Raw genomic sequence first — 18803 nt, forward strand, 5'->3', positions numbered from 1 at the left:
AGGTGGAAAGATTGTTAATAGGGTCTCACGTACCGATGAATGGTAAGAAAATGTTATTAGGTTCTGCTGAAGAAGCACATAGATTAAATGAAAAAACGTTTATGATTTATACAGGTGCACCTCAAAACACGAGAAGAAAACCTATTTCAGAATTAAATATCGAAGCTGGAAAAGAGGCAATGAAACAATACGGACTATCTAATATTGTTGTACATGCACCTTACATTATTAACATCGCAAATACTCAAAAACCGCATGTCTTTGAGTTAGGTGTTGAGTTTTTACAAAAAGAGATTGAGCGTACAGAAGCAATCGGTGCAAAAGATATCGTATTGCATCCAGGCTCTCATGTAGGAGCTGGTTCTGAAGCTGGTATTAAAAGAATTATCGAAGGCTTGAACGAAGTACTCACAAATGAAAATGATGTACGTATCGCTCTAGAAACTATGGCAGGCAAAGGTTCTGAAGTAGGCAGAACGTTTGAAGAGCTTGCTCAGATTATTGATGGTGTTAATCACAATGAACGCCTTTCTATTTGTTTTGATACTTGCCATACACATGACGCAGGTTATGATGTCAAACACGACTTTGATGGGGTACTAGAAGAATTCGATAAAATCATCGGATTAGATCGTATCAAAGTCTTGCATGTAAATGACAGTAAAAATGAAGTAGGCGCACATAAAGACCGTCACGAAAATATTGGTTTTGGTCATATCGGCTTTGATGCATTAAATTACATCGTGCATCATGAGGTCTTTGAAAACATTCCTAAAATACTAGAAACACCATTTGTCGGCGAAGATAAGAAAAATAAAAAGCCGCCATATAAGCATGAAATTGAAATGCTTGAAAATCAAACATTCAACCCAGATTTAAAACAAATTATTATGAATGAATCCTAACACCGAGTGTAATGCGGTGCGATTAAAAGACAAAGTCAGCTTTGTCTTTTAATTTTTTGTTATATTCTTAATCGTAAGCATTACAATTTACATAATATGAAGATAAGGTTATATTTATTACGAGGTGAAGATATGTCTACCCCAGTTTTTGAATTGAAAAATATAAATTACTCTTTTGGTACAAAACAAGTACTCGAAAATATTAATATAAAGATTTACAAAGGCGATTTCTTAGCTATTGTGGGACCCAATGGAGCAGGGAAGTCCACAATTTTAAAATTAATGCTAGGCTTGCTGCCGATGCAAAGTGGAGAAATGTTTATTGATGGCATTAAGTATCAGCGCAAGGTATCTGAATTAAAAATCAGTTATGTCTCTCAAAAAGCAAAAGCATTTAATTCAGGATTTCCAGCAAGTGTAAAAGAAGTAGTACTTAGTGGATTAACGAAACAAAAACGACTCTTTCAATGGTTTAACAGAAAAGATGTTGATAAAGTGAAAAGCATCCTTAAAAGGTTAAACATTGAATACTTGCTCAATAAGAACATCGCAGAATTATCAGGGGGACAGCAGCAACGTGTTTTAATTGCAAGGGCACTCATATCCGATCCATCTGTTTTAATATTAGATGAACCGACAAACGGAATTGATGCTAAGCATGTAAATGAATTCTACAACACGTTAGAACAGTTGAAACAAGAAGGTGTTACAATTATTTTAGTAACACATGATATTGGTGTAGTTGTTGATACTGCTACTAAAGTAGCTTGTCTCAATAAACATTTGCACTTCCACGGACCGGCACAAGAATTCAAATCATTAGATCAAGTAGAAATTTCAAAAATATACGGCTATCCTGTAAAATTCGTGGATCATCAACATGAAAGGGAGTGCTGTAACTAATGATTGAAGCATTAATGAATTTTGATTTTATGAGATACTCTTTAATAAGCGGGATTTTAATCGGATTTATCGCACCATTTATCGGTGCATTCATAGTTGTCAGACGTTTATCGCTGATTGCCGATGCTTTAAGCCACGTAACATTAGGCGGTATCTCATTTGAAATGTTCTTAGCAACTCTGTCTCCGATATTTATGTATGCTAATCCAATGTGGGGCGGTATCGCTTTCGCAGTCATTGGTGCTTTGTTAATTGAAAAGTTAAGAACGTCTTATCAAAATTATCAAGAAATTGCTATACCTATTATTATGAGCGCAGGTATAGGTTTAAGTGCAATATTTATTTCTTTAGCTGATGGTTTCAACCAAGAATTAGTTGGATTATTATTCGGTTCAATCAGTGCAGTTTCATTAAGTGATATGGTAACAGTGCTGACTATTGCAGTCATTGTTACATTGTTCATTCTACTATTTTATAAAGAGCTCTTTATTTTATCGTTCGATGAAGAATATAGTAAGGTAATCGGCGTTCCAAGATGGATACAATTCTTATTTATCATTATTGTAGCAATGGTAATTTCTGCATCAATGAGAGTGGTCGGAATTTTACTTGTAAGTGCACTTATGACTCTTCCAGTAGCCATTGCAATGAGAATAACAAAAGGATTCAAGCAGCTTATTCTCTATAGCATTATCATTGGAGAAATTGCAGTCATCGGCGGATTAGTAATCGCATTTTACCTAAATTTATCTCCAGGCGGTGTCATCGTAGTATTATTAGTATTACTATTAGTAATCGTTATGGCTATTCAATATATGCGCTCTAGATTTAAAAAAGGAGTAAGTTAAATGAATACAACAGATGCTATAAAATTATTAAAAGACGAAGGTCACAAATATACAGATAAACGAAAAATGATTATCGATATTTTTGTTAAAGAAGACAAGTATGTAAGTGCAAAAACGATTCAACAAAGAATGGATGCAGCATTCCCTGGTATTTCTTTTGATACAATCTATAGAAATTTATATTTGTTTAAAGATTTAGGTATTATCGAAAACACTGAGTTGGATGGGGAAATGAAATTCAGAATCGCATGTACACACTATCATCACCATCACTTTATTTGCGAAGTTTGCGGAGATACTAAAGTGATTGATTATTGTCCGATGGATGCTATTAAAGCACAACTTCCTAACGTGCTGATCCATACACACAAACTCGAAGTTTATGGTGTATGCGAAAAATGTCAATAATGAATTTAAAATTAATAAATATACCAACTCAATATGTTTAAATAATCTTCTTCAGGATATAGATATAGAGGAAACAGTCATATTCTAGATTTTTACATTTTCTTATAAGCAGAAAAATTGTAAGGTATCTAACGAATTGATATAGTAGTGTTGAAAACAATTTAGGAGGATGATTATTTATGGCTTTTGAATTACCAAATTTACCATATGAGTTTGATGCATTGGAACCACACATCGATAAAGAAACTATGGAAATTCACCATGACAAACACCATAACACTTATGTTACAAAATTAAACGCAGCAATCGAAGGTACTGATTTAGAAAACAAATCAATCGAAGAAATTGTTGCTAATTTAGATAGTGTACCATCTGACATTCAAACTGCAGTACGTAATAATGGCGGCGGTCACTTAAACCACTCATTATTCTGGCAAATTCTTACACCTAACTCTGAAGAGAAAGGTACAGTAGTTGATAAAATTAAAGAACAATGGGGTTCTTTAGACGAATTCAAAGATGAATTTGCTAAAAAAGCTGCTGGACAATTTGGTTCAGGATGGGCTTGGTTAGTAGTAGATAAAGACGGTAAATTAGAAATCGTTACTACAGCAAACCAAGACAACCCAGTAACTGAAGGCAAAACTCCTATCCTTGGTTTAGATGTTTGGGAACATGCTTATTACCTTAAATATCAAAACAAACGTCCAGACTATATCAATGCATTCTGGAACGTTGTAAACTGGGAAAAAGTTGACGAATTATATAACGCAGCAACTAAATAAGTTCGAGTTATAACATGATACGTTGAATATCAACTTTAGCAGCAATTGGTCAATACCAATTGCTGCTTTTTAATTTTACATAGAATCCTTGCAACGGCTTTTATTAAATTCTTAAATTTATACTGTGATTTCTATGCAAATTATAGAAAAAAGTTCCGTTTTCATATATCATTTGTTTAGAGAACTGTTGAATTGAGGTTGGTTGTATTGTTAAAAAGAATAAAGGAAAAAACGAATGATGAAAAAACTAGAAATCTTATGGATAAAAGGATTGGATTTTTCTTCGGTCTCGTAGTTGTAGTATTTTTAATCATTGTTTTAAGGTTGGGTTACTTACAAATCGCACAAGGTTCTCATTATAAGCAGCTCATTAAAAATGATGAAAATATTACGGTCAATGAATCTGTGCCTAGAGGAAGAATTTTAGACCGTAACGGAAAAATTCTTGTTGATAATGCTTCTAAAAAGTCTATTACATATACAAGAGGTAGAAAGACTTCGCAAAAAGATATATTAAAAGTAGCTGAACGTTTATCTAAATTAATAGATATGAAGACTGATCGAATTACCAAAAGAGATAAACAAGACTTTTGGATTCAATTACACCCTAAAAAAGCTGAAGATTTAATGAAAAAAGAAGATAAGATGCTGAGTAACGGGGAAATCACACAAGAACAATACGACGAAGAATTACACAATAAAATCAAAGGTAAACAACTTGATGAATTATCTGATAAAGATTTACAAGTTCTAGCGATTTATCGTGAAATGATGTCAGGTTCAACATTGAACCCTCAAACGATTAAGAAAGATGATGTCAGCGATAAAGAATATGCTTCAGTTTCTCAACAGCTGTCCAAGCTTCCTGGTGTCAATACTTCTATGGATTGGGATCGCAAATATCCTTATGGTGATTTGCTGAGAGATTTATTCGGTAGTGTGTCTACCTCAGAAGAAGGTATTCCTAAAGAATTAACAGATGATTATCTTTCTAGAGGCTATTCTAGAAATGATCGTGTAGGAAAATCTTACTTAGAATATCAGTATGAAAGTATTCTTCGAGGCAAAAAGAAAGAAATGAAATACACAACTGATAAATCTGGAGAAATTACAGATACTGAAGTCATTAATCCTGGTTCCCGCGGGGATGATTTAGTGCTGTCCATCGATATTGATTTGCAGAAAAAAGTAGAAGAAGCTTTAGAAAAGCAAATCACTAAATTAAGAGGCGAAGGCGCTAAAAACATGGACAATGCATTAGTGGTTGTTCAAGACCCTAATAACGGAGATATTTTAGCTATGGCCGGCAAGCAGATAAAACCGAAAGGCGAATTAACTGATTACACTATCGGTAACTTCACATCGCAATATACTGTAGGTTCATCAGTTAAAGGCGGTACATTGCTTACTGGGTATCAAAATAAAGCAATACATGTCGGAGAACATATGATAGATGAACCGCTGCATTTCCAAGGCGGGCTCACTAAGCGTTCTTACTTTAACCAAAACGGTAAAGTTGATATCAACGATAAAGAAGCGTTAATGCATTCATCAAACGTTTATATGTTCAAAACTGCATTGAAACTTGCTAAAGATCCATACCATTTCAATATGGGACTTCCAACAGATATTACTGATGCGGGTCAAAAATTGAGAAAAGGTCTAAATCAAGTTGGTTTAGGTGTTAAAACCGGTATCGATCTTCCTAATGAAGTAGCAGGGCAAATTGAAAAACTGAACACTAACAGCGGTAACTATTTAGATCTTGCAATCGGACAATATGATACGTATTCACCGATGCAATTATCACAATATGTGTCTACTATTGCTAATAATGGTTACAGAATCACACCGCATGTCGGCTTAGAAATCAGAAAAGCAACTGACAAAGATACGTTAGGACCAGTTAAACACAAAATTCGCGGCAATGTCTTAAATCGCCTGAACAACTCACCAGATGAAATCAAACAAGTTCAAAAAGGGTTTGATATGGCATTTAATAAGGAACCAGGTACAGGTTATCAAAGTTTCCATAATACCGTTGTTCCATCTGCTGGGAAAACAGGTACTGCCGAAGTGTTCCAAGACGGTAAGCCAAGAGTTAACTCAACTTATGTAGGTTACGCACCAAAGGATAATCCTAAGCTAGCATTTTCAATTGTGTATACGAACCAGCCTGTCCCAGAACCTTGGTTGCAAGGCGGAGACTTAGGCAGAGATATTATTAATTATTATTTCGAAAAAGAAAAGAAATCATCTAAATCATAAAATAATGCCGATGGCCTGCAATCTAGGTCATCGGCATTTTCATTAGCAAACAACATACGGGTCTAATGACACTTCAATATAGAAACGTTATAATAAACATATCACTATATAGACAAATCGGGGTGTAACTATGAAGAAATCTGAATTAAGGAAATCAACATTGCAAAAAATGCAGTCAATTGATAATCAAAATAAAGAGAAAGCAGACCAATGGTTAGCTGATCAGCTTTTTAATACAGATGAATTTAAAGCGGCACAAACCATCGGTATCGTACTTTCTATGGATCATGAAGTGAATACAAAGCCGATTATAGAAGAAATTATACGCCAAGATAAAAAAGCATTTGTGCCCGCTACCGATTATCAGAACAAGTCAATGACTTTTCAAAATCTAACTGATTTTTCACAACTGAAAACAGATGAAAAAGGCATCCAATATGTAGATGCAGACACAGAAAAAACAAACGACTTGGATCTACTCGTTGTACCTGGCGTCGTTTTTAATCATGAAGGATATAGAATCGGATACGGCGGCGGTTATTTCGATAAATTGTTAAGCCGTCATCGAACTCAAACATTAAGTTTGGTTTATGATGTACAAATGAACGATTCATTTACAGAAGAAGCACATGATGAAGTCGTAGATCGACTTATCATTGCTGAAACTAGATAAATTGGAGGCACCATGAATATAGAAAAACAATTTTGGAAATTAATATATTTTTATGTAAAGTATTTGAACTACCAAATTGCACATACAAATGAAAATGAAACAGAAGTTTGGTTGTCCAATAAAAACAAGAAAAAGTTAGTAATTATCAAAACAGGTGTAAGCAGTACACAAGAACTTCGTTTTGATAAAAGCAGAGTATTAGAACATCAAGAAGAGATTGCTGCATATACAGGTTTCAAACCTCAAGATGTAACTTTCAATTATCTTACAGAGAAAATGTTCACCTATGAAAATCTCAGTGAAATACATCCGATACGAATGCGCTTTAATGTTATTCGGAACCAAAAAGAATTACTGAAAGTGTTGCCGAATCCATTATTAACAAAACTCTATACCAGAGATAACGAGAAAACATCGCTTTATTACAAGCGGCGTTTGCACAGCAATAATCCTTTAGAAAAATACATGATGAAATTTGCGCCTGTTACATATTCACTGATTGCAATTAATATAATTGTATGGTTGTTTATGTTCTTAATTGTAAATGCATTTTCGAGCAGAAGTTTACTAGATTGGGGCGGATTAGTTCATTTCAATGTGGTACATGGAGAGATTTATCGACTTATCACTTCCATGTTCATACATTTTAATTTTGAACATATATTAATGAATATGCTTTCGCTCTTTATCTTTGGTAAATTAGTAGAAGCCATCGTCGGTCACTGGAAAATGCTTGGTATTTACTTTATTTCAGGGATTTTCGGCAATATTGTTTCTTTAGCAATAGATACCAACTCTATCTCAGTAGGTGCAAGCGGAGCAATATTCGGTTTAATCGGCAGTTTATTTGCGATAATGTATATCAGCAAAACATATACTTCTAAAATGCTGATGCAGCTGATTTTTGTTTTAGCCATCTTAACCGTGGTTTCATTGTTTATAGCTAACGTGAACATTTATGCACATATTGGCGGATTTGTCGGCGGCGCATTAGCAACATTTATCAGTTACTATTTCAATCGTGATCGTAAAATGTTTTGGATTTTATTAGGTACAGCAATATTACTGCTTTTGATTCTGTTAATAAGAACATTCACTATTAAGGAAGATAACATTTATGATAAATTAATAAGTGATGAGATGAGCAATGGTAATTATAATAAAGCTGAAGCACTTATCAAGCATACAATGGATAAAGGGTATGCTGATGATGAAACTTATTACCTCAGCGGCTTGCTCAAAGCTACTAAGGACTCAAAATCTGAAGGTATTTCAACATGGGAGCGCGGATTAAAACATTACCCTGAATCCGGTATACTGAATTATGAACTTGCAATTGCAAATCGTTCATTAGGTGACGATAAATCTGCATTACGACACATTAAAAAAGCAGTGAAATCCGAACCTGATAATGAAAAATATAAGTATTTAAAAAAAGAGTTGGAAAAACAAAATGAATCGAAAAATAGATAGTTTTTATGATGTTCAACAATTGCTTAAACAATTTGGGTTTATAGTTTACTTTAAGAATAAAAGCGACATGTATGAAATGATGGAACAAGAAATAAGAGAACTTTATGAGTATCAACTTATCTCAAAGGATGCATTTATCAAATGTATTTTAATTATCAATCAAAGAAGGATGAATAAGTAATGAGAAATTTAATATTGGCAGCCGATGTCGGTGGAACAACATGTAAACTAGGAATTTTCGACAAAGATCTTGAAAGAATTACAAAGTGGTCGATTCAAACTGATATTAGTGATACTACAGGTGTAGTACTATTAAAATCGATTTATAGTTCGTTTGTACAAAAAATGAACGAGTTGGAATTAAAAATGGAAGATGTTATAGGATTCGGCGTTGGTGTGCCAGGCCCAGTAGACTTCGAAACTGGTGTTGTTCACGGCGCAGTCAACCTTAACTGGCCAGGTGATGTAAATGTTAGAGAAATTCTATCGCAATTCGTGAATTTCCCTATCTTCGTCGATAATGATGCCAACGCAGCTGCATTAGGCGAAAAACACAAAGGTGCTGGTCATGATGCTGACGATGTTGTTGCGATTACATTAGGAACTGGTGTCGGCGGAGGTATTATCTCAAACGGCAAACTTGTGCATGGTCATAATGGTTCTGGTGCTGAAATCGGTCATTTCAGAGTAGACTTTGATCAACGTTTCGCATGTAACTGCGGCAAGTATGGATGTTTAGAAACTGTAGCATCTGCGACAGGTGTTGTGAATCTAGTAAAATTCTACCATCCGAAACTTACAATTAAATCCTCAATCTTAGAATTGATAAAAGAAGATAGAGTAACAGCGAAAGACGTTTTCGATGCATCCAAACAAGGTGATTTATTCTGCTTATTCATTACAGAACGTGTCGCTAATTACATTGCTTATGCCTGCAGTATTATCAGTGTCATGAGCAATCCAAAATATATTATTTTAGGTGGAGGTATGTCTGATGCTGGCGATATTTTAATTGAAAATATCAAAACAGAATACAGAAACCTAACATTTACACCAGCACAAAACGGTACTGAAATTGTTAAAGCACAATTAGGCAATGATGCAGGTATCACAGGTGCTGCAGGATTAATTAAAACATATGTTATTGATGAGGAGCGTGTTGAATAGTGGCAATTGTAGATGTAGTTGTGATTCCGGTAGGTACAGAAGGACCTAGCGTGAGTAAATATATCGCTGATATCCAAACAAAATTAGAAGAATATAAAGAACAAGGATTGATTGATTATCAACTTACACCAATGAACACACTGATAGAAGGCGAATTAAAAGATTTATTCACAGTGGTACAAGCGATTCATGAATTACCTTTTGATGAAGGCATTGAAAGGGTATGTACAAATATAAGAATAGATGACCGTCGTGACAAGTCTAGAAAGATGAACGATAAATTGGTCTCTGTTCAAAAACAATTAGACAAAAAACGTGGTGAGCAATAATGAATATTTCATCTTTAGCTTTAGGAATTGCGGATACAAATACGTACTTTATTGAAGGTCAAGACGGCGTATTGCTAGTCGATCCATCAAGTGATGGTCATCAAATCATTTCAAAGCTTGAATCCATTGATAAGCCTTTGAAAGCAATTATTCTAACACATGCACATTTCGACCATATCGGTGCATTAGATGAAGTTCTTGAGAAATATAATGTTCCCGTGTATTTATACAAAGAAGAATTCGACTTTCTTACAGAACCTGAGAAAAACGGTTCGCAAAAGTTCAGCCAATATGGATTAAAACCAGTCGTAAGCAAAGCACAACCAACTGCTTTAGATGAGGGTGAACATACAATAGAAGGCTTTAACGTAAAAGTAATGCATACGCCGGGACATTCACCAGGCAGCTTGACATACGTGTTTGATGAATTTGCGGTAGTAGGCGATACTTTATTCAACAATGGTATCGGGCGAACAGATTTATATCGTGGTGATTATGAAACGCTTGTGGATTCAATTCAAGATAAAATCTTTACGATTCAAGATGATCTTCCGCTATATCCTGGACATGGTCCATCTACAACAGTTGAAGACGAACAATTAAATCCATTTTTACATGGCTAAAATTTAATAGAGTAAATGAAACACCTCCTGCGTTTATCTATGTAGGAGGTGATTTTTTATGAAAAATTGTTCGAGAAAATTTTAACGGATGCAATCTCACATCGTGTTTCAGACATTCATTTTATTCCGATAGAAAATGCAGTAACAATCAAATTCAGAATGAATGATATCTTATCTGATTATGAAATGATTGAAACTGCTACTTATAAACGACTGCTTAATTTTATGAAATTTCTATCAGGGTTAGATGTATCGACTTTCCATCAAGCACAAAGCGGCCAAACAACATTCAAACTCAAAACACTATACAATTTAAGAGTTTCGACATTGCCGCTTTCATTAGGGATGGAAAGCTGCGTTATCAGGGTCTCACCGCAATATTTCACTAATGAATATGAGAGCGAAGGACCTAAACACTTTCATCACTTGATGAATAAGAAGCAGGGACTGATTCTTTTTACAGGACCAACCGGATCAGGTAAAAGCACAATGATGTATGAAATGGTGACTTTTGCGAAAGAGACCTTGAACCTTAATATTATTACTGTTGAAGATCCAGTTGAAAAACGTATTTCTGGCATTACACAGATTTCTGTTAATGAAAAAGCGGGCATCAATTATGAAAACTCATTTAAAGCCATCTTAAGATGTGATCCAGACATCATCTTAATCGGTGAAATCAGAGATGCACATATTGCAAAATGTGTCATACAAGCTTCATTAAGCGGTCATTTAGTACTTTCAACACTACACGCAAATGATTGTGAAGGCGCATTGCTCAGACTGCTGGAAATGGGAATTACACCCCAAGAAGCACAGCAAGCAATAGCGCTCATTTCTAATCAACGTTTAGTGACAAATCAATCGGGGTTTCGAGAATTAGCATATGAAACCATGTATTAATCTGATATCCAGTACTTTTTCAAAAACAATCATACAATGCCTAAAAGCTTTATCAAGTTAAGTAAAGTACTTTGTCGTATGAATAAAGAGGGGGTTATCTGTGAGGAAGTATTTAAACGCTATACTTAATTACAATTTGAAAAAGAAAAAGCTGCTTACAGAAAAAGATCAGTTGATTTTATTGTTCAGGCTTAATATCTTGCTTAACCATGGGTTTACACTATTAGAAGCATTCTCTTTTTTAAATATGCATATAAAATATAAACAAAAGAACACAGCTGAGACTATTCTGAACCTCTTAAGAAATGGTGAAAACTGTCACCGAATTCTATCCTTTTTGAACTATCCCCAAACGATTGTAACTCAGATTTATTTTGCGGAAAGATTCGGCAGGTTATCAGAGAACCTGACTGAGTCCCACGCTTTCTTAAAACGAAAAGCAGAAGCTAAGCAGCGTTTTATTAAAACAATACAATATCCTCTTATCTTAATCGGTATATTTATGTGTATGTTGTTCGGTATCAATTATTTTATCTTGCCGGAGTTCCAACAAATCTATACGACAATGGATATTCAACTATCCCCGCTTTTAAAATCTCTCAATTTCATCATTCAGCACTTTCCTCATATATTTCTAACATTTTCAGGAAGTGTTGGCTGTTTAACTATTATAATCCACCTATACATCAAGAAATTGAGCATCCCTCAAAAAATTAAATTTATTTCTAGACTTCCGCTTATCAACACCTGCTATAAATTATTCAAAACCTACCAAATTGCCAATGAATTAGCTTTGTTTTATAGAAATGGTATTGTGCTTCGGCAGATCTCTTTAATTTATACAGAACAAAATATCGATATATTTTTAAAATACCTTGGAGAAACGATGATTAAAAAGATAGAAGAGGGCATGAAACTGCCAGAAATACTTGCTTCTGTCGGCTGTTTTCAAACTGAGTTGATTCAATTTATCGAACAAGGAGAAAAGAGCGGTAAAACAGATATAGAGCTCTCTATTTATACAGAAATACTACTCAGTCAAATCGAAAATCAAATGAATAAGCAAATTAAGGTCATTCAACCAGTGATATTTTTACTGCTTGGATTTCTGATTATCTCACTTTATTTAGTTATCATGCTTCCAATGTTTGACATGCTTCAATCTATTAAATAAAAGAAAAGGCGGTTTCTATGAAAAAATTATTATCAAAATTAAAACAGCGTCATTTTAAAGCTTTTACATTACTAGAAATGATGTTAGTCCTTTTAGTTATAAGCGTCCTATTAATTTTAATCATTCCAAATATCGCAAAACAATCTAAACATGTGCAAGATACAGGGTGCGAAGCACAGCAAAAAATGGTGAATAGCCAAATTGAAGCGTTCAGTTTGAATAAAAACAGAGCGCCATCATCCATCGATGAGCTTGTAAGTGAAGGTTTCTTAAAAGAAGGACAAAAAACATGCAAATCCGGCAAGACAATATCTATCAGTGATGGCGAAGCTAAAGTTAATGAATAGCCATGAAAGCTTTTACTATGCTAGAAACATTGCTAGTTCTTGCTATGATAAGTATTTTGACATTCTTAAGTCTTAAGGTGCAAAGTGCGAGTCATCTAAGCAGTGTCGAAAATGAATTATCCGCTAAAAATTTAGCTGCTCAAATCACATATTTAAAATCACAAGCTATCAAAGAGCGTAGCAGCATTATGTTGATTTTTAATAGAGGCAGCAATCAAATTAAAGTCGTCAATACTGACCATCAAGCCAAGTATATCCAAATAGCGAATGGCATTATTGAAAATAACAGAAATATGGATAATGTCATCATTGATTCTGATGGTGAGTTTAATCGTTTTGGCTCCGTATATATTCGTATTAACAATACATTGTTTCGTTTCATTTTCCATATTGAGAAAGGAAGTCTGCGTATTGAAAAACAAAATTAAATGTTCAACGATGACTGCTTCATTTTTATTGGATGCACTGACTTCCTTTTCTTTAATAACCACTATTTTACTTATTTTCTTGCCGATCCTAATCAACCAGCATGCGTATTACCAAAAAGAAATCGATAAAGCAGATATGTATCGTACTTTAATTACGGTAATCAACCATTTTAACAGAGATGAAATCAACCAAGGCATCCAAATTGAACACTATGAAGTTACTAACATTAATCAAAAATTATGTATTCAAAGCACTACAACACACAATCGCTATTGTTTTGATATTGAGCAGAAGAAAAATTAAAGCTTTTACTTTTATTGAAATGACGTTTTCATTATTTATCTTTTCATTAACGATGAGTCTGGTTCCACCGTTATTTCAAGCCATTCAAAAATTGAATGTACAAATCAATGATACGTCCCTTATCAATTACGAATTTTTTGCACAAGATATCACTCGTGAACTGAATGGCGTTCCAATCAATGAAATATACATTGAAAAAAGACGAATGAAAATTGATAAAAGAGATAAACAAATTTACTATATATTCAATAGTCATAAGCTGTATAAAAATATCAATCAGCACGGTAATGTAACATTAATCGGAAATATCAGCAGCTGTAAGTTTACAAAGATTAACAATCAATATATTAAGGTGGAATTAACACTTGTCGAAAACCGAGAAAAGTATTATAAAGTTCTTATCCTCTAAACCTAAAGGGTACATGCTGCCGTTTATTTCAATGATATTTATGGTTTTTATCATCATAATTACTTCCTATAGTTATCAATATAGCTTAAAATTAAAGACACTGAACAACCTTAACGTTAACTATGAACAACAGCTAGAGCAATTAGTTGAGAAGGATGATAAATATGAAATTCAATCTAGAAGATAAAGTGCCATTAATATTCATAGGCTTTATGGGGACTGGAAAGACAACCTTAGGCCAATATACTGCAAACCAGACCAACAGCAGCTTTGTCGACTTAGATCATTTGATTGAGCAGCGTACCAATCAAACGATTCCAGAAATATTTGCCTCACAAGGCGAGTCTGGATTCAGAGAGCTTGAAACTCAATATTTACAGGAAGCAATTGAGCAATATGATATAATTTCAACTGGAGGCGGCATCATTGAACGACCGGAATCCCTTGAGTTATTATCAAAATGTAAAAATGTTATTTGGTTAGATACAGACATTAATCTAATTTTTGATAGAATTAAAAATGATGCTAATCGACCTAATGCGGCAAATAAAGCATTCGCCGAATTAAAAAGGTTGTATTTATCAAGGGTTTCACGATATAATGAAATCGCATTCAGCAGAATGGATACAAACAAGGACTTAGATTTACTACATCAAGAATTGATGAACATTTTAAATTGCGAATGACCAGTATTGGAGAGAATGAATGATTTCACTTTCTGAGAAGAAAGTAAGATTAATTCATCGCCGAAGGTGCAAGATTTCATATCGAATCTCTCAGGCAAAAGGATAATACTGCGACGCGTTCCTGAAGGTAACTACAGGGTGGCAATTTAGTTTGCTATCCTGTTTTTAATATTTAATCACATATAGGGGGTTGCAAGATGTCAAATGATTTAAAAAAGACACCATTATACGATCGTTTCCTAGAAAGCGATGCTAAAATTGTTGAATTCGGCGGATGGGCTATGCCTGTTCAATTTTCAAGTATCAAAGAAGAACATAACGCAGTTAGGGAAGTTATGGGAATCTTTGATGTCAGCCACATGGGCGAAATTTTAATTGAAGGAAAAGACGCTTCAGAATTCATTCAATATGTGCTTTCTAACGATACAGATCAGTTAACTGATAGCAAAGCCCAATATACTGCACTTTGTAATGAAAAAGGCGGTATCATTGACGACTTAATCACTTATAAATTAGATGATAATAAGTTCTTATTAGTGGTTAACGCAGCTAACACTGATAAAGACTATGAATGGATTAAGTCTCACTCAGATAAATTTGATGTATCAGTAGAAAATGTTTCTGATCAATACGGACAACTTGCTGTCCAAGGTCCAAAAGCACGCGACTATGTTGCTAGCTTAGTAGACGTTGATGTTTCTGAAATGAAACCATTCGAATTTAAAAAAGATGTCAAAATCTTTGGTAAAAATGTAATCTTGTCACAATCAGGTTACACAGGTGAAGACGGTTTCGAAATTTACTGCGACTCAAAAGACGTTGTAGCAATTTGGGACGGCCTTTTAGAAAATGAAGAATTGAAACCTGCAGGCCTTGGTGCACGTGACACATTACGTTTAGAAGCTGGTCTTCCTTTACATGGTCAAGATTTATCTGAAGATATTACACCATATGAAGGCGGTATTGCTTTTGCAGCTAAACCATTAATCGAAGCTGATTTCATTGGTAAAGAAGTATTGAAAGACCAAAAAGAAAATGGTTCTAAAGTAAGATCAGTTGGTTTAGAAATGATTGAAAAAGGTATTCCAAGAACTGGTTATGATGTACTAGATTTAGATGGTAACAAAATAGGGCAAGTTACTTCAGGTACACAATCTCCAGCTACTGGAAAAGGAATTGCATTAGCTATGATTGACCGCGATGAATTCGAAATGGGTAAAGAAGTCATCGTACAAGTAAGAAAACGTCAAGTTAAAGCTAAAATCGTTAAGAAAAATCAAATCAGTAAATAATTTAATGAAGGGGTGGCAGTGGTGAGTCATCGTTATATACCATTAACTGAAAAAGATAAAAAAGAAATGTTAGAGACAATTGGTGCAAGCTCAATTGAAGAATTATTCGGAGATGTGCCAAAAGAAATTTTATTAGATAGAGAACTTGATATTCCAAGCGGAGAAGATGAAACTTCTCTGTTCAAACGTTTAAGCAGAATTGCTAACAAAAATACAACTAAAGAAGATCATACTTCTTTCTTAGGTGCAGGGGTTTATGACCATTATGCACCAGCTGTTGTAGATGCTATGATTTCACGTTCAGAGTTCTATACAGCTTATACACCGTACCAACCAGAAATTTCACAAGGTGAACTTCAAGCTATCTTTGAATTCCAAACATTAATTTGTGAATTAACTGGTATGGATGTAGCAAACTCTTCTATGTACGATGGAATTACAGCATTTGCTGAAGCATGTATCTTAGCATTCAGTCAATCTAAAAAGAATAAAATCGTAGTATCTAAAGGGTTGCATTATCAAGCACTTCAAGTACTTCACACTTATTCTAAAGTAAGAAACGACTATGAAATCGTAGAAGTAGACTTAGACGGCACAATCACTGATTTAGTAAAATTAGAAGCTGCTGTTGATGAAGATACAGCTGCAGTTGCTGTTCAATATCCAAACTTCTATGGTTCTATTGAAGACTTAGAAAAAATCCAATCATTTATTAAGAGCAAAAAGACGTTATTCATCGTCTATGCAAACCCACTTTCACTTGGCTTGTTAACACCTCCAGGTGAATTCGGTGCAGATATCGTTGTAGGTGATACACAACCATTCGGTATCCCTAGCCAATTCGGCGGACCGCATTGCGGATACTTTGCTACAACTAAAAAATTAATGCGTAAAATCCCAGGTCGCTTAGTAGGTCAAACAAACGATGATCACGGCAACCGCGGTTTCGTATTAACTTTACAAGCACGTGAGCAGCATATCCGACGTGATAAAGCAACATCAAACATATGTTCAAACCAAGCATTAAACGCACTAGCTTCATCTATCGCAATGTCAGCGCTTGGTAAACAAGGTATTCAAGATATTGCTGAACAAAACTTTGAAAAAGCTAACTATGCTAAGCAATCGTTTGAAAAAGCAGGCGTAGAAGTATTACCAGGTACATCTTATAACGAATTCGTTATCAAGTTGAATAAACCTGTTAAAGAAGTTAACGAAAAATTATTAGATGAAGGCATTATCGGCGGTTTCGATTTATCTGAAGTAAACGACGATTTAGGACAAGCAATGTTAGTTGCAGTAACTGAATTAAGAACAAAAGCCGAAATTGATACTTTTGTTGAGAAAGTGGGTGAGATTAATGGTTAGTAAATCAAGTCCATTAATTTTCGAACGTTCAAGAGCAGGAAGATACGCATATTCTCTTCCAGAAAAAGAGATTGACAATATTGAGATTAAAGATATTTTAGATGATAAATTCATCCGTAAAAATAAAGCAGAATTCCCTGAAGTTGCAGAGTTAGACTTAGTAAGACACTATACTGAGTTATCTAATAAAAACTTCGGTGTAGATACAGGATTCTATCCTTTAGGTTCTTGTACTATGAAGTACAACCCTAAAATCAACGAGAAAGTTGCTCGTATTCCTGGATTTGCGGAAGCACATCCATTACAACCAGAATCAGAAATCCAAGGTTCTCTTGAAATCATTCACAGTTTACAAGAAGAACTTAAAGAAATTACTGGTATGGACGAAGTTACGTTGCAACCAGCTGCAGGTGCACATGGTGAATGGACAGCACTTATGATTTTCAAAGCTTATCATGAGAAAAACGGCGAAGGTCACCGTAACGAAGTAATCGTACCTGACTCAGCGCATGGTACTAACCCAGCGTCAGCTGCTTTTGCTGGTTTCAAATCAGTAACTGTAAAATCAAACGAAAACGGAGAAGTCGACGTAGAAGACTTGAAACGTCTTGTTAACGAAAACACAGCAGCAATCATGTTAACAAACCCGAACACACTTGGTATTTTCGAACACAATATCATGGAAATCGGTAAAATTGTTCACGATGCCGGCGGTTTATTATACTATGATGGTGCTAACTTAAACGCTATTATGGATAAAGTAAGACCAGGCGACATGGGCTTTGACGCAGTTCACTTAAACTTACACAAAACATTCACTGGTCCGCACGGCGGCGGTGGTCCTGGTTCAGGTCCTGTTGGAGTTAAGAAAGAACTAGCAAGCTTCTTGCCAAAACCAATGGTAGTTAAAGATGGAGACACTTATAAATATGATAATGATATTGAAAACTCTATCGGCCGTGTTAAACCATTCTATGGTAACTTCGGTATCTACCTACGTGCTTACACGTATATCAGAACTATGGGTAATGTTGGTCTTAAAGAAGTATCTGAAGCAGCTGTGCTTAATGCCAACTACATTAAAGCACGTCTTAAAGATGCATTCGAAATTCCATATTCTCAATACTGTAAACACGAATTCGTATTAAGCGGATCTAAACAGAAGAAAGACGGTGTCCGTACGTTAGATATGGCGAAACGTCTATTAGACTTCGGCGTACATCCGCCTACAATCTACTTCCCGCTTAACGTTGAAGAAGGCATGATGATTGAGCCGACAGAAACAGAATCTAAAGAAACATTAGATCACTTCTGCGACGCTTTAATTCAAATTGCTAATGAAGCGAAAGAAGATCCGGATAAAGTACTTGAAGCACCTCACAGTACTGTTATCGACAGACTTGACGAAACAAAAGCAGCAAGACATCCGGTATTGAAATTCGAAAACTTGCATGAAGAAAAACTTTAATCTATAAATAGAGAATCCTCCGTTATTTGATAGCGGAGGATT

General features: G+C 34.7%; 20 protein-coding genes, 2 pseudogenes and 1 riboswitch. All 22 genes and pseudogenes read left to right on the top strand.

What is annotated here, in order from left to right; translation table 11 throughout:
• Nucleotides 1-11 precede the first annotated feature (11 nt).
• A complete protein-coding gene (locus MUA90_RS07165) occupies nt 12-905 on the top strand; it encodes a deoxyribonuclease IV (protein WP_262585978.1) in 894 nt (297 codons plus the stop codon).
• 96 nt (nt 906-1001) lie between these two features.
• Entirely contained in the window at nt 1002-1808 is an 807-nt protein-coding gene (locus MUA90_RS07170) for a metal ABC transporter ATP-binding protein (protein WP_199790638.1), read from the top strand.
• Nucleotides 1808-2715: pseudogene (locus tag MUA90_RS07175) on the top strand (metal ABC transporter permease). Before MUA90_RS07170 ends, MUA90_RS07175 begins: the two are co-directional and overlap by 1 nt.
• Nucleotides 2657-3064, top strand: a complete 408-nt coding sequence (locus MUA90_RS07180; RefSeq protein WP_262585980.1) for a Fur family transcriptional regulator — start codon at nt 2657-2659, stop codon at nt 3062-3064. The pseudogene MUA90_RS07175 and the gene MUA90_RS07180 overlap by 59 nt, the downstream one beginning before the upstream one ends.
• 179 nt (nt 3065-3243) lie before the next feature.
• Nucleotides 3244-3849 carry a superoxide dismutase gene (locus tag MUA90_RS07185; RefSeq protein ID WP_105992687.1) on the top strand — a complete coding sequence of 202 codons (606 nt, stop codon included), beginning with the start codon at nt 3244-3246 and terminating at the stop codon, nt 3847-3849.
• A 207-nt stretch (nt 3850-4056) separates the two neighbouring features.
• Complete coding sequence (locus MUA90_RS07190) at nt 4057-6117, top strand: peptidoglycan D,D-transpeptidase FtsI family protein (RefSeq protein ID WP_262585982.1); 2061 nt, start codon at nt 4057-4059, stop codon at nt 6115-6117.
• Between the two features lie 130 nt (nt 6118-6247).
• Nucleotides 6248-6790, top strand: a complete 543-nt coding sequence (locus tag MUA90_RS07195; protein WP_262585984.1) for a 5-formyltetrahydrofolate cyclo-ligase — start codon at nt 6248-6250, stop codon at nt 6788-6790.
• Nucleotides 6791-6802: 12 nt separating this feature from the next.
• Nucleotides 6803-8263, top strand: coding sequence for a rhomboid family intramembrane serine protease (locus MUA90_RS07200; protein ID WP_262585985.1), 1461 nt, complete (start codon nt 6803-6805; stop codon nt 8261-8263).
• Complete coding sequence (locus MUA90_RS07205) at nt 8244-8444, top strand: YqgQ family protein (protein ID WP_105992691.1); 201 nt, start codon at nt 8244-8246, stop codon at nt 8442-8444. Before MUA90_RS07200 ends, MUA90_RS07205 begins: the two co-directional genes overlap by 20 nt.
• Nucleotides 8444-9430, top strand: a complete 987-nt coding sequence (locus MUA90_RS07210) for an ROK family glucokinase (RefSeq protein ID WP_114603277.1) — start codon at nt 8444-8446, stop codon at nt 9428-9430. The genes MUA90_RS07205 and MUA90_RS07210 overlap by 1 nt, the downstream gene beginning before the upstream one ends.
• A complete protein-coding gene (locus MUA90_RS07215; protein WP_105992693.1) occupies nt 9430-9759 on the top strand; it encodes an MTH1187 family thiamine-binding protein in 330 nt (109 codons plus the stop codon). Before MUA90_RS07210 ends, MUA90_RS07215 begins: the two co-directional genes overlap by 1 nt.
• Nucleotides 9759-10382 carry an MBL fold metallo-hydrolase gene (locus MUA90_RS07220; protein ID WP_262585988.1) on the top strand — a complete coding sequence of 208 codons (624 nt, stop codon included), beginning with the start codon at nt 9759-9761 and terminating at the stop codon, nt 10380-10382. Before MUA90_RS07215 ends, MUA90_RS07220 begins: the two co-directional genes overlap by 1 nt.
• Nucleotides 10383-10448: 66 nt before the next feature.
• Nucleotides 10449-11414: pseudogene (comGA, locus tag MUA90_RS07225) on the top strand (competence type IV pilus ATPase ComGA).
• A complete protein-coding gene (gene comGB, locus MUA90_RS07230) occupies nt 11386-12459 on the top strand; it encodes a competence type IV pilus assembly protein ComGB (protein ID WP_262585990.1) in 1074 nt (357 codons plus the stop codon). The pseudogene comGA and the gene comGB overlap by 29 nt, the downstream one beginning before the upstream one ends.
• 17 nt (nt 12460-12476) lie before the next feature.
• Nucleotides 12477-12806 (top strand): competence type IV pilus major pilin ComGC, encoded by a 330-nt coding sequence (gene comGC, locus MUA90_RS07235; protein WP_262585991.1) that lies wholly within the window; start codon nt 12477-12479, stop codon nt 12804-12806.
• 17 nt (nt 12807-12823) lie between these two features.
• On the top strand, nt 12824-13234 hold the full coding sequence (locus MUA90_RS07240) for a prepilin-type cleavage/methylation domain-containing protein (RefSeq protein ID WP_262585993.1): 411 nt from the start codon (nt 12824-12826) through the stop codon (nt 13232-13234).
• Nucleotides 13218-13538, top strand: a complete 321-nt coding sequence (locus MUA90_RS07245; RefSeq protein WP_262585995.1) for a hypothetical protein — start codon at nt 13218-13220, stop codon at nt 13536-13538. Before MUA90_RS07240 ends, MUA90_RS07245 begins: the two co-directional genes overlap by 17 nt.
• A gap of 52 nt (nt 13539-13590) precedes the next feature.
• Entirely contained in the window at nt 13591-13947 is a 357-nt protein-coding gene (locus tag MUA90_RS14085; RefSeq protein ID WP_398577384.1) for a competence type IV pilus minor pilin ComGF, read from the top strand.
• A 164-nt stretch (nt 13948-14111) separates the two neighbouring features.
• Complete coding sequence (locus MUA90_RS07250) at nt 14112-14633, top strand: shikimate kinase (RefSeq protein ID WP_262585996.1); 522 nt, start codon at nt 14112-14114, stop codon at nt 14631-14633.
• Nucleotides 14630-14749: riboswitch (glycine riboswitch) on the top strand. (Overlaps the previous gene by 4 nt.)
• Nucleotides 14750-14830: 81 nt before the next feature.
• The gene (gene gcvT, locus MUA90_RS07255) at nt 14831-15925 is read left to right on the top strand and encodes a glycine cleavage system aminomethyltransferase GcvT (RefSeq protein WP_114603286.1); all 1095 of its coding nucleotides are present in this window, start codon (nt 14831-14833) and stop codon (nt 15923-15925) included.
• Between the two features lie 21 nt (nt 15926-15946).
• Nucleotides 15947-17293: an aminomethyl-transferring glycine dehydrogenase subunit GcvPA gene (gcvPA, locus tag MUA90_RS07260; protein WP_262585999.1), complete on the top strand. Its 1347-nt coding sequence runs from the start codon at nt 15947-15949 to the stop codon at nt 17291-17293.
• Entirely contained in the window at nt 17286-18761 is a 1476-nt protein-coding gene (gcvPB, locus tag MUA90_RS07265) for an aminomethyl-transferring glycine dehydrogenase subunit GcvPB (protein ID WP_262586001.1), read from the top strand. The genes gcvPA and gcvPB overlap by 8 nt, the downstream gene beginning before the upstream one ends.
• Nucleotides 18762-18803: the final 42 nt, after the last annotated feature.

The sequence above is a fragment of the Staphylococcus sp. IVB6181 genome (genome assembly GCF_025561445.1).
Lineage (GTDB): Bacteria > Bacillota > Bacilli > Staphylococcales > Staphylococcaceae > Staphylococcus > Staphylococcus simulans_B.

Bases quoted from the DNA above. Each gene is read 5' to 3' on its own strand.
- MUA90_RS07170 (WP_199790638.1), top strand. From the start codon at position 1,002: ATGAAGATAAGGTTATATTTATTACGAGGTGAAGATATGTCTACCCCA.
- MUA90_RS07180 (WP_262585980.1), top strand. From the start codon at position 2,657: ATGAATACAACAGATGCTATAAAATTATTAAAAGACGAAGGTCACAAA.
- MUA90_RS07185 (WP_105992687.1), top strand. From the start codon at position 3,244: ATGGCTTTTGAATTACCAAATTTACCATATGAGTTTGATGCATTGGAA.
- MUA90_RS07195 (WP_262585984.1), top strand. From the start codon at position 6,248: ATGAAGAAATCTGAATTAAGGAAATCAACATTGCAAAAAATGCAGTCA.
- MUA90_RS07200 (WP_262585985.1), top strand. From the start codon at position 6,803: ATGAATATAGAAAAACAATTTTGGAAATTAATATATTTTTATGTAAAG.
- MUA90_RS07205 (WP_105992691.1), top strand. From the start codon at position 8,244: ATGAATCGAAAAATAGATAGTTTTTATGATGTTCAACAATTGCTTAAA.
- MUA90_RS07210 (WP_114603277.1), top strand. From the start codon at position 8,444: ATGAGAAATTTAATATTGGCAGCCGATGTCGGTGGAACAACATGTAAA.
- MUA90_RS07220 (WP_262585988.1), top strand. From the start codon at position 9,759: ATGAATATTTCATCTTTAGCTTTAGGAATTGCGGATACAAATACGTAC.
- comGC (WP_262585991.1), top strand. From the start codon at position 12,477: ATGAAAAAATTATTATCAAAATTAAAACAGCGTCATTTTAAAGCTTTT.
- MUA90_RS07240 (WP_262585993.1), top strand. From the start codon at position 12,824: ATGCTAGAAACATTGCTAGTTCTTGCTATGATAAGTATTTTGACATTC.
- MUA90_RS14085 (WP_398577384.1), top strand. From the start codon at position 13,591: ATGAGTCTGGTTCCACCGTTATTTCAAGCCATTCAAAAATTGAATGTA.
- MUA90_RS07250 (WP_262585996.1), top strand. From the start codon at position 14,112: ATGAAATTCAATCTAGAAGATAAAGTGCCATTAATATTCATAGGCTTT.
- gcvT (WP_114603286.1), top strand. From the start codon at position 14,831: ATGTCAAATGATTTAAAAAAGACACCATTATACGATCGTTTCCTAGAA.
- gcvPB (WP_262586001.1), top strand. From the start codon at position 17,286: ATGGTTAGTAAATCAAGTCCATTAATTTTCGAACGTTCAAGAGCAGGA.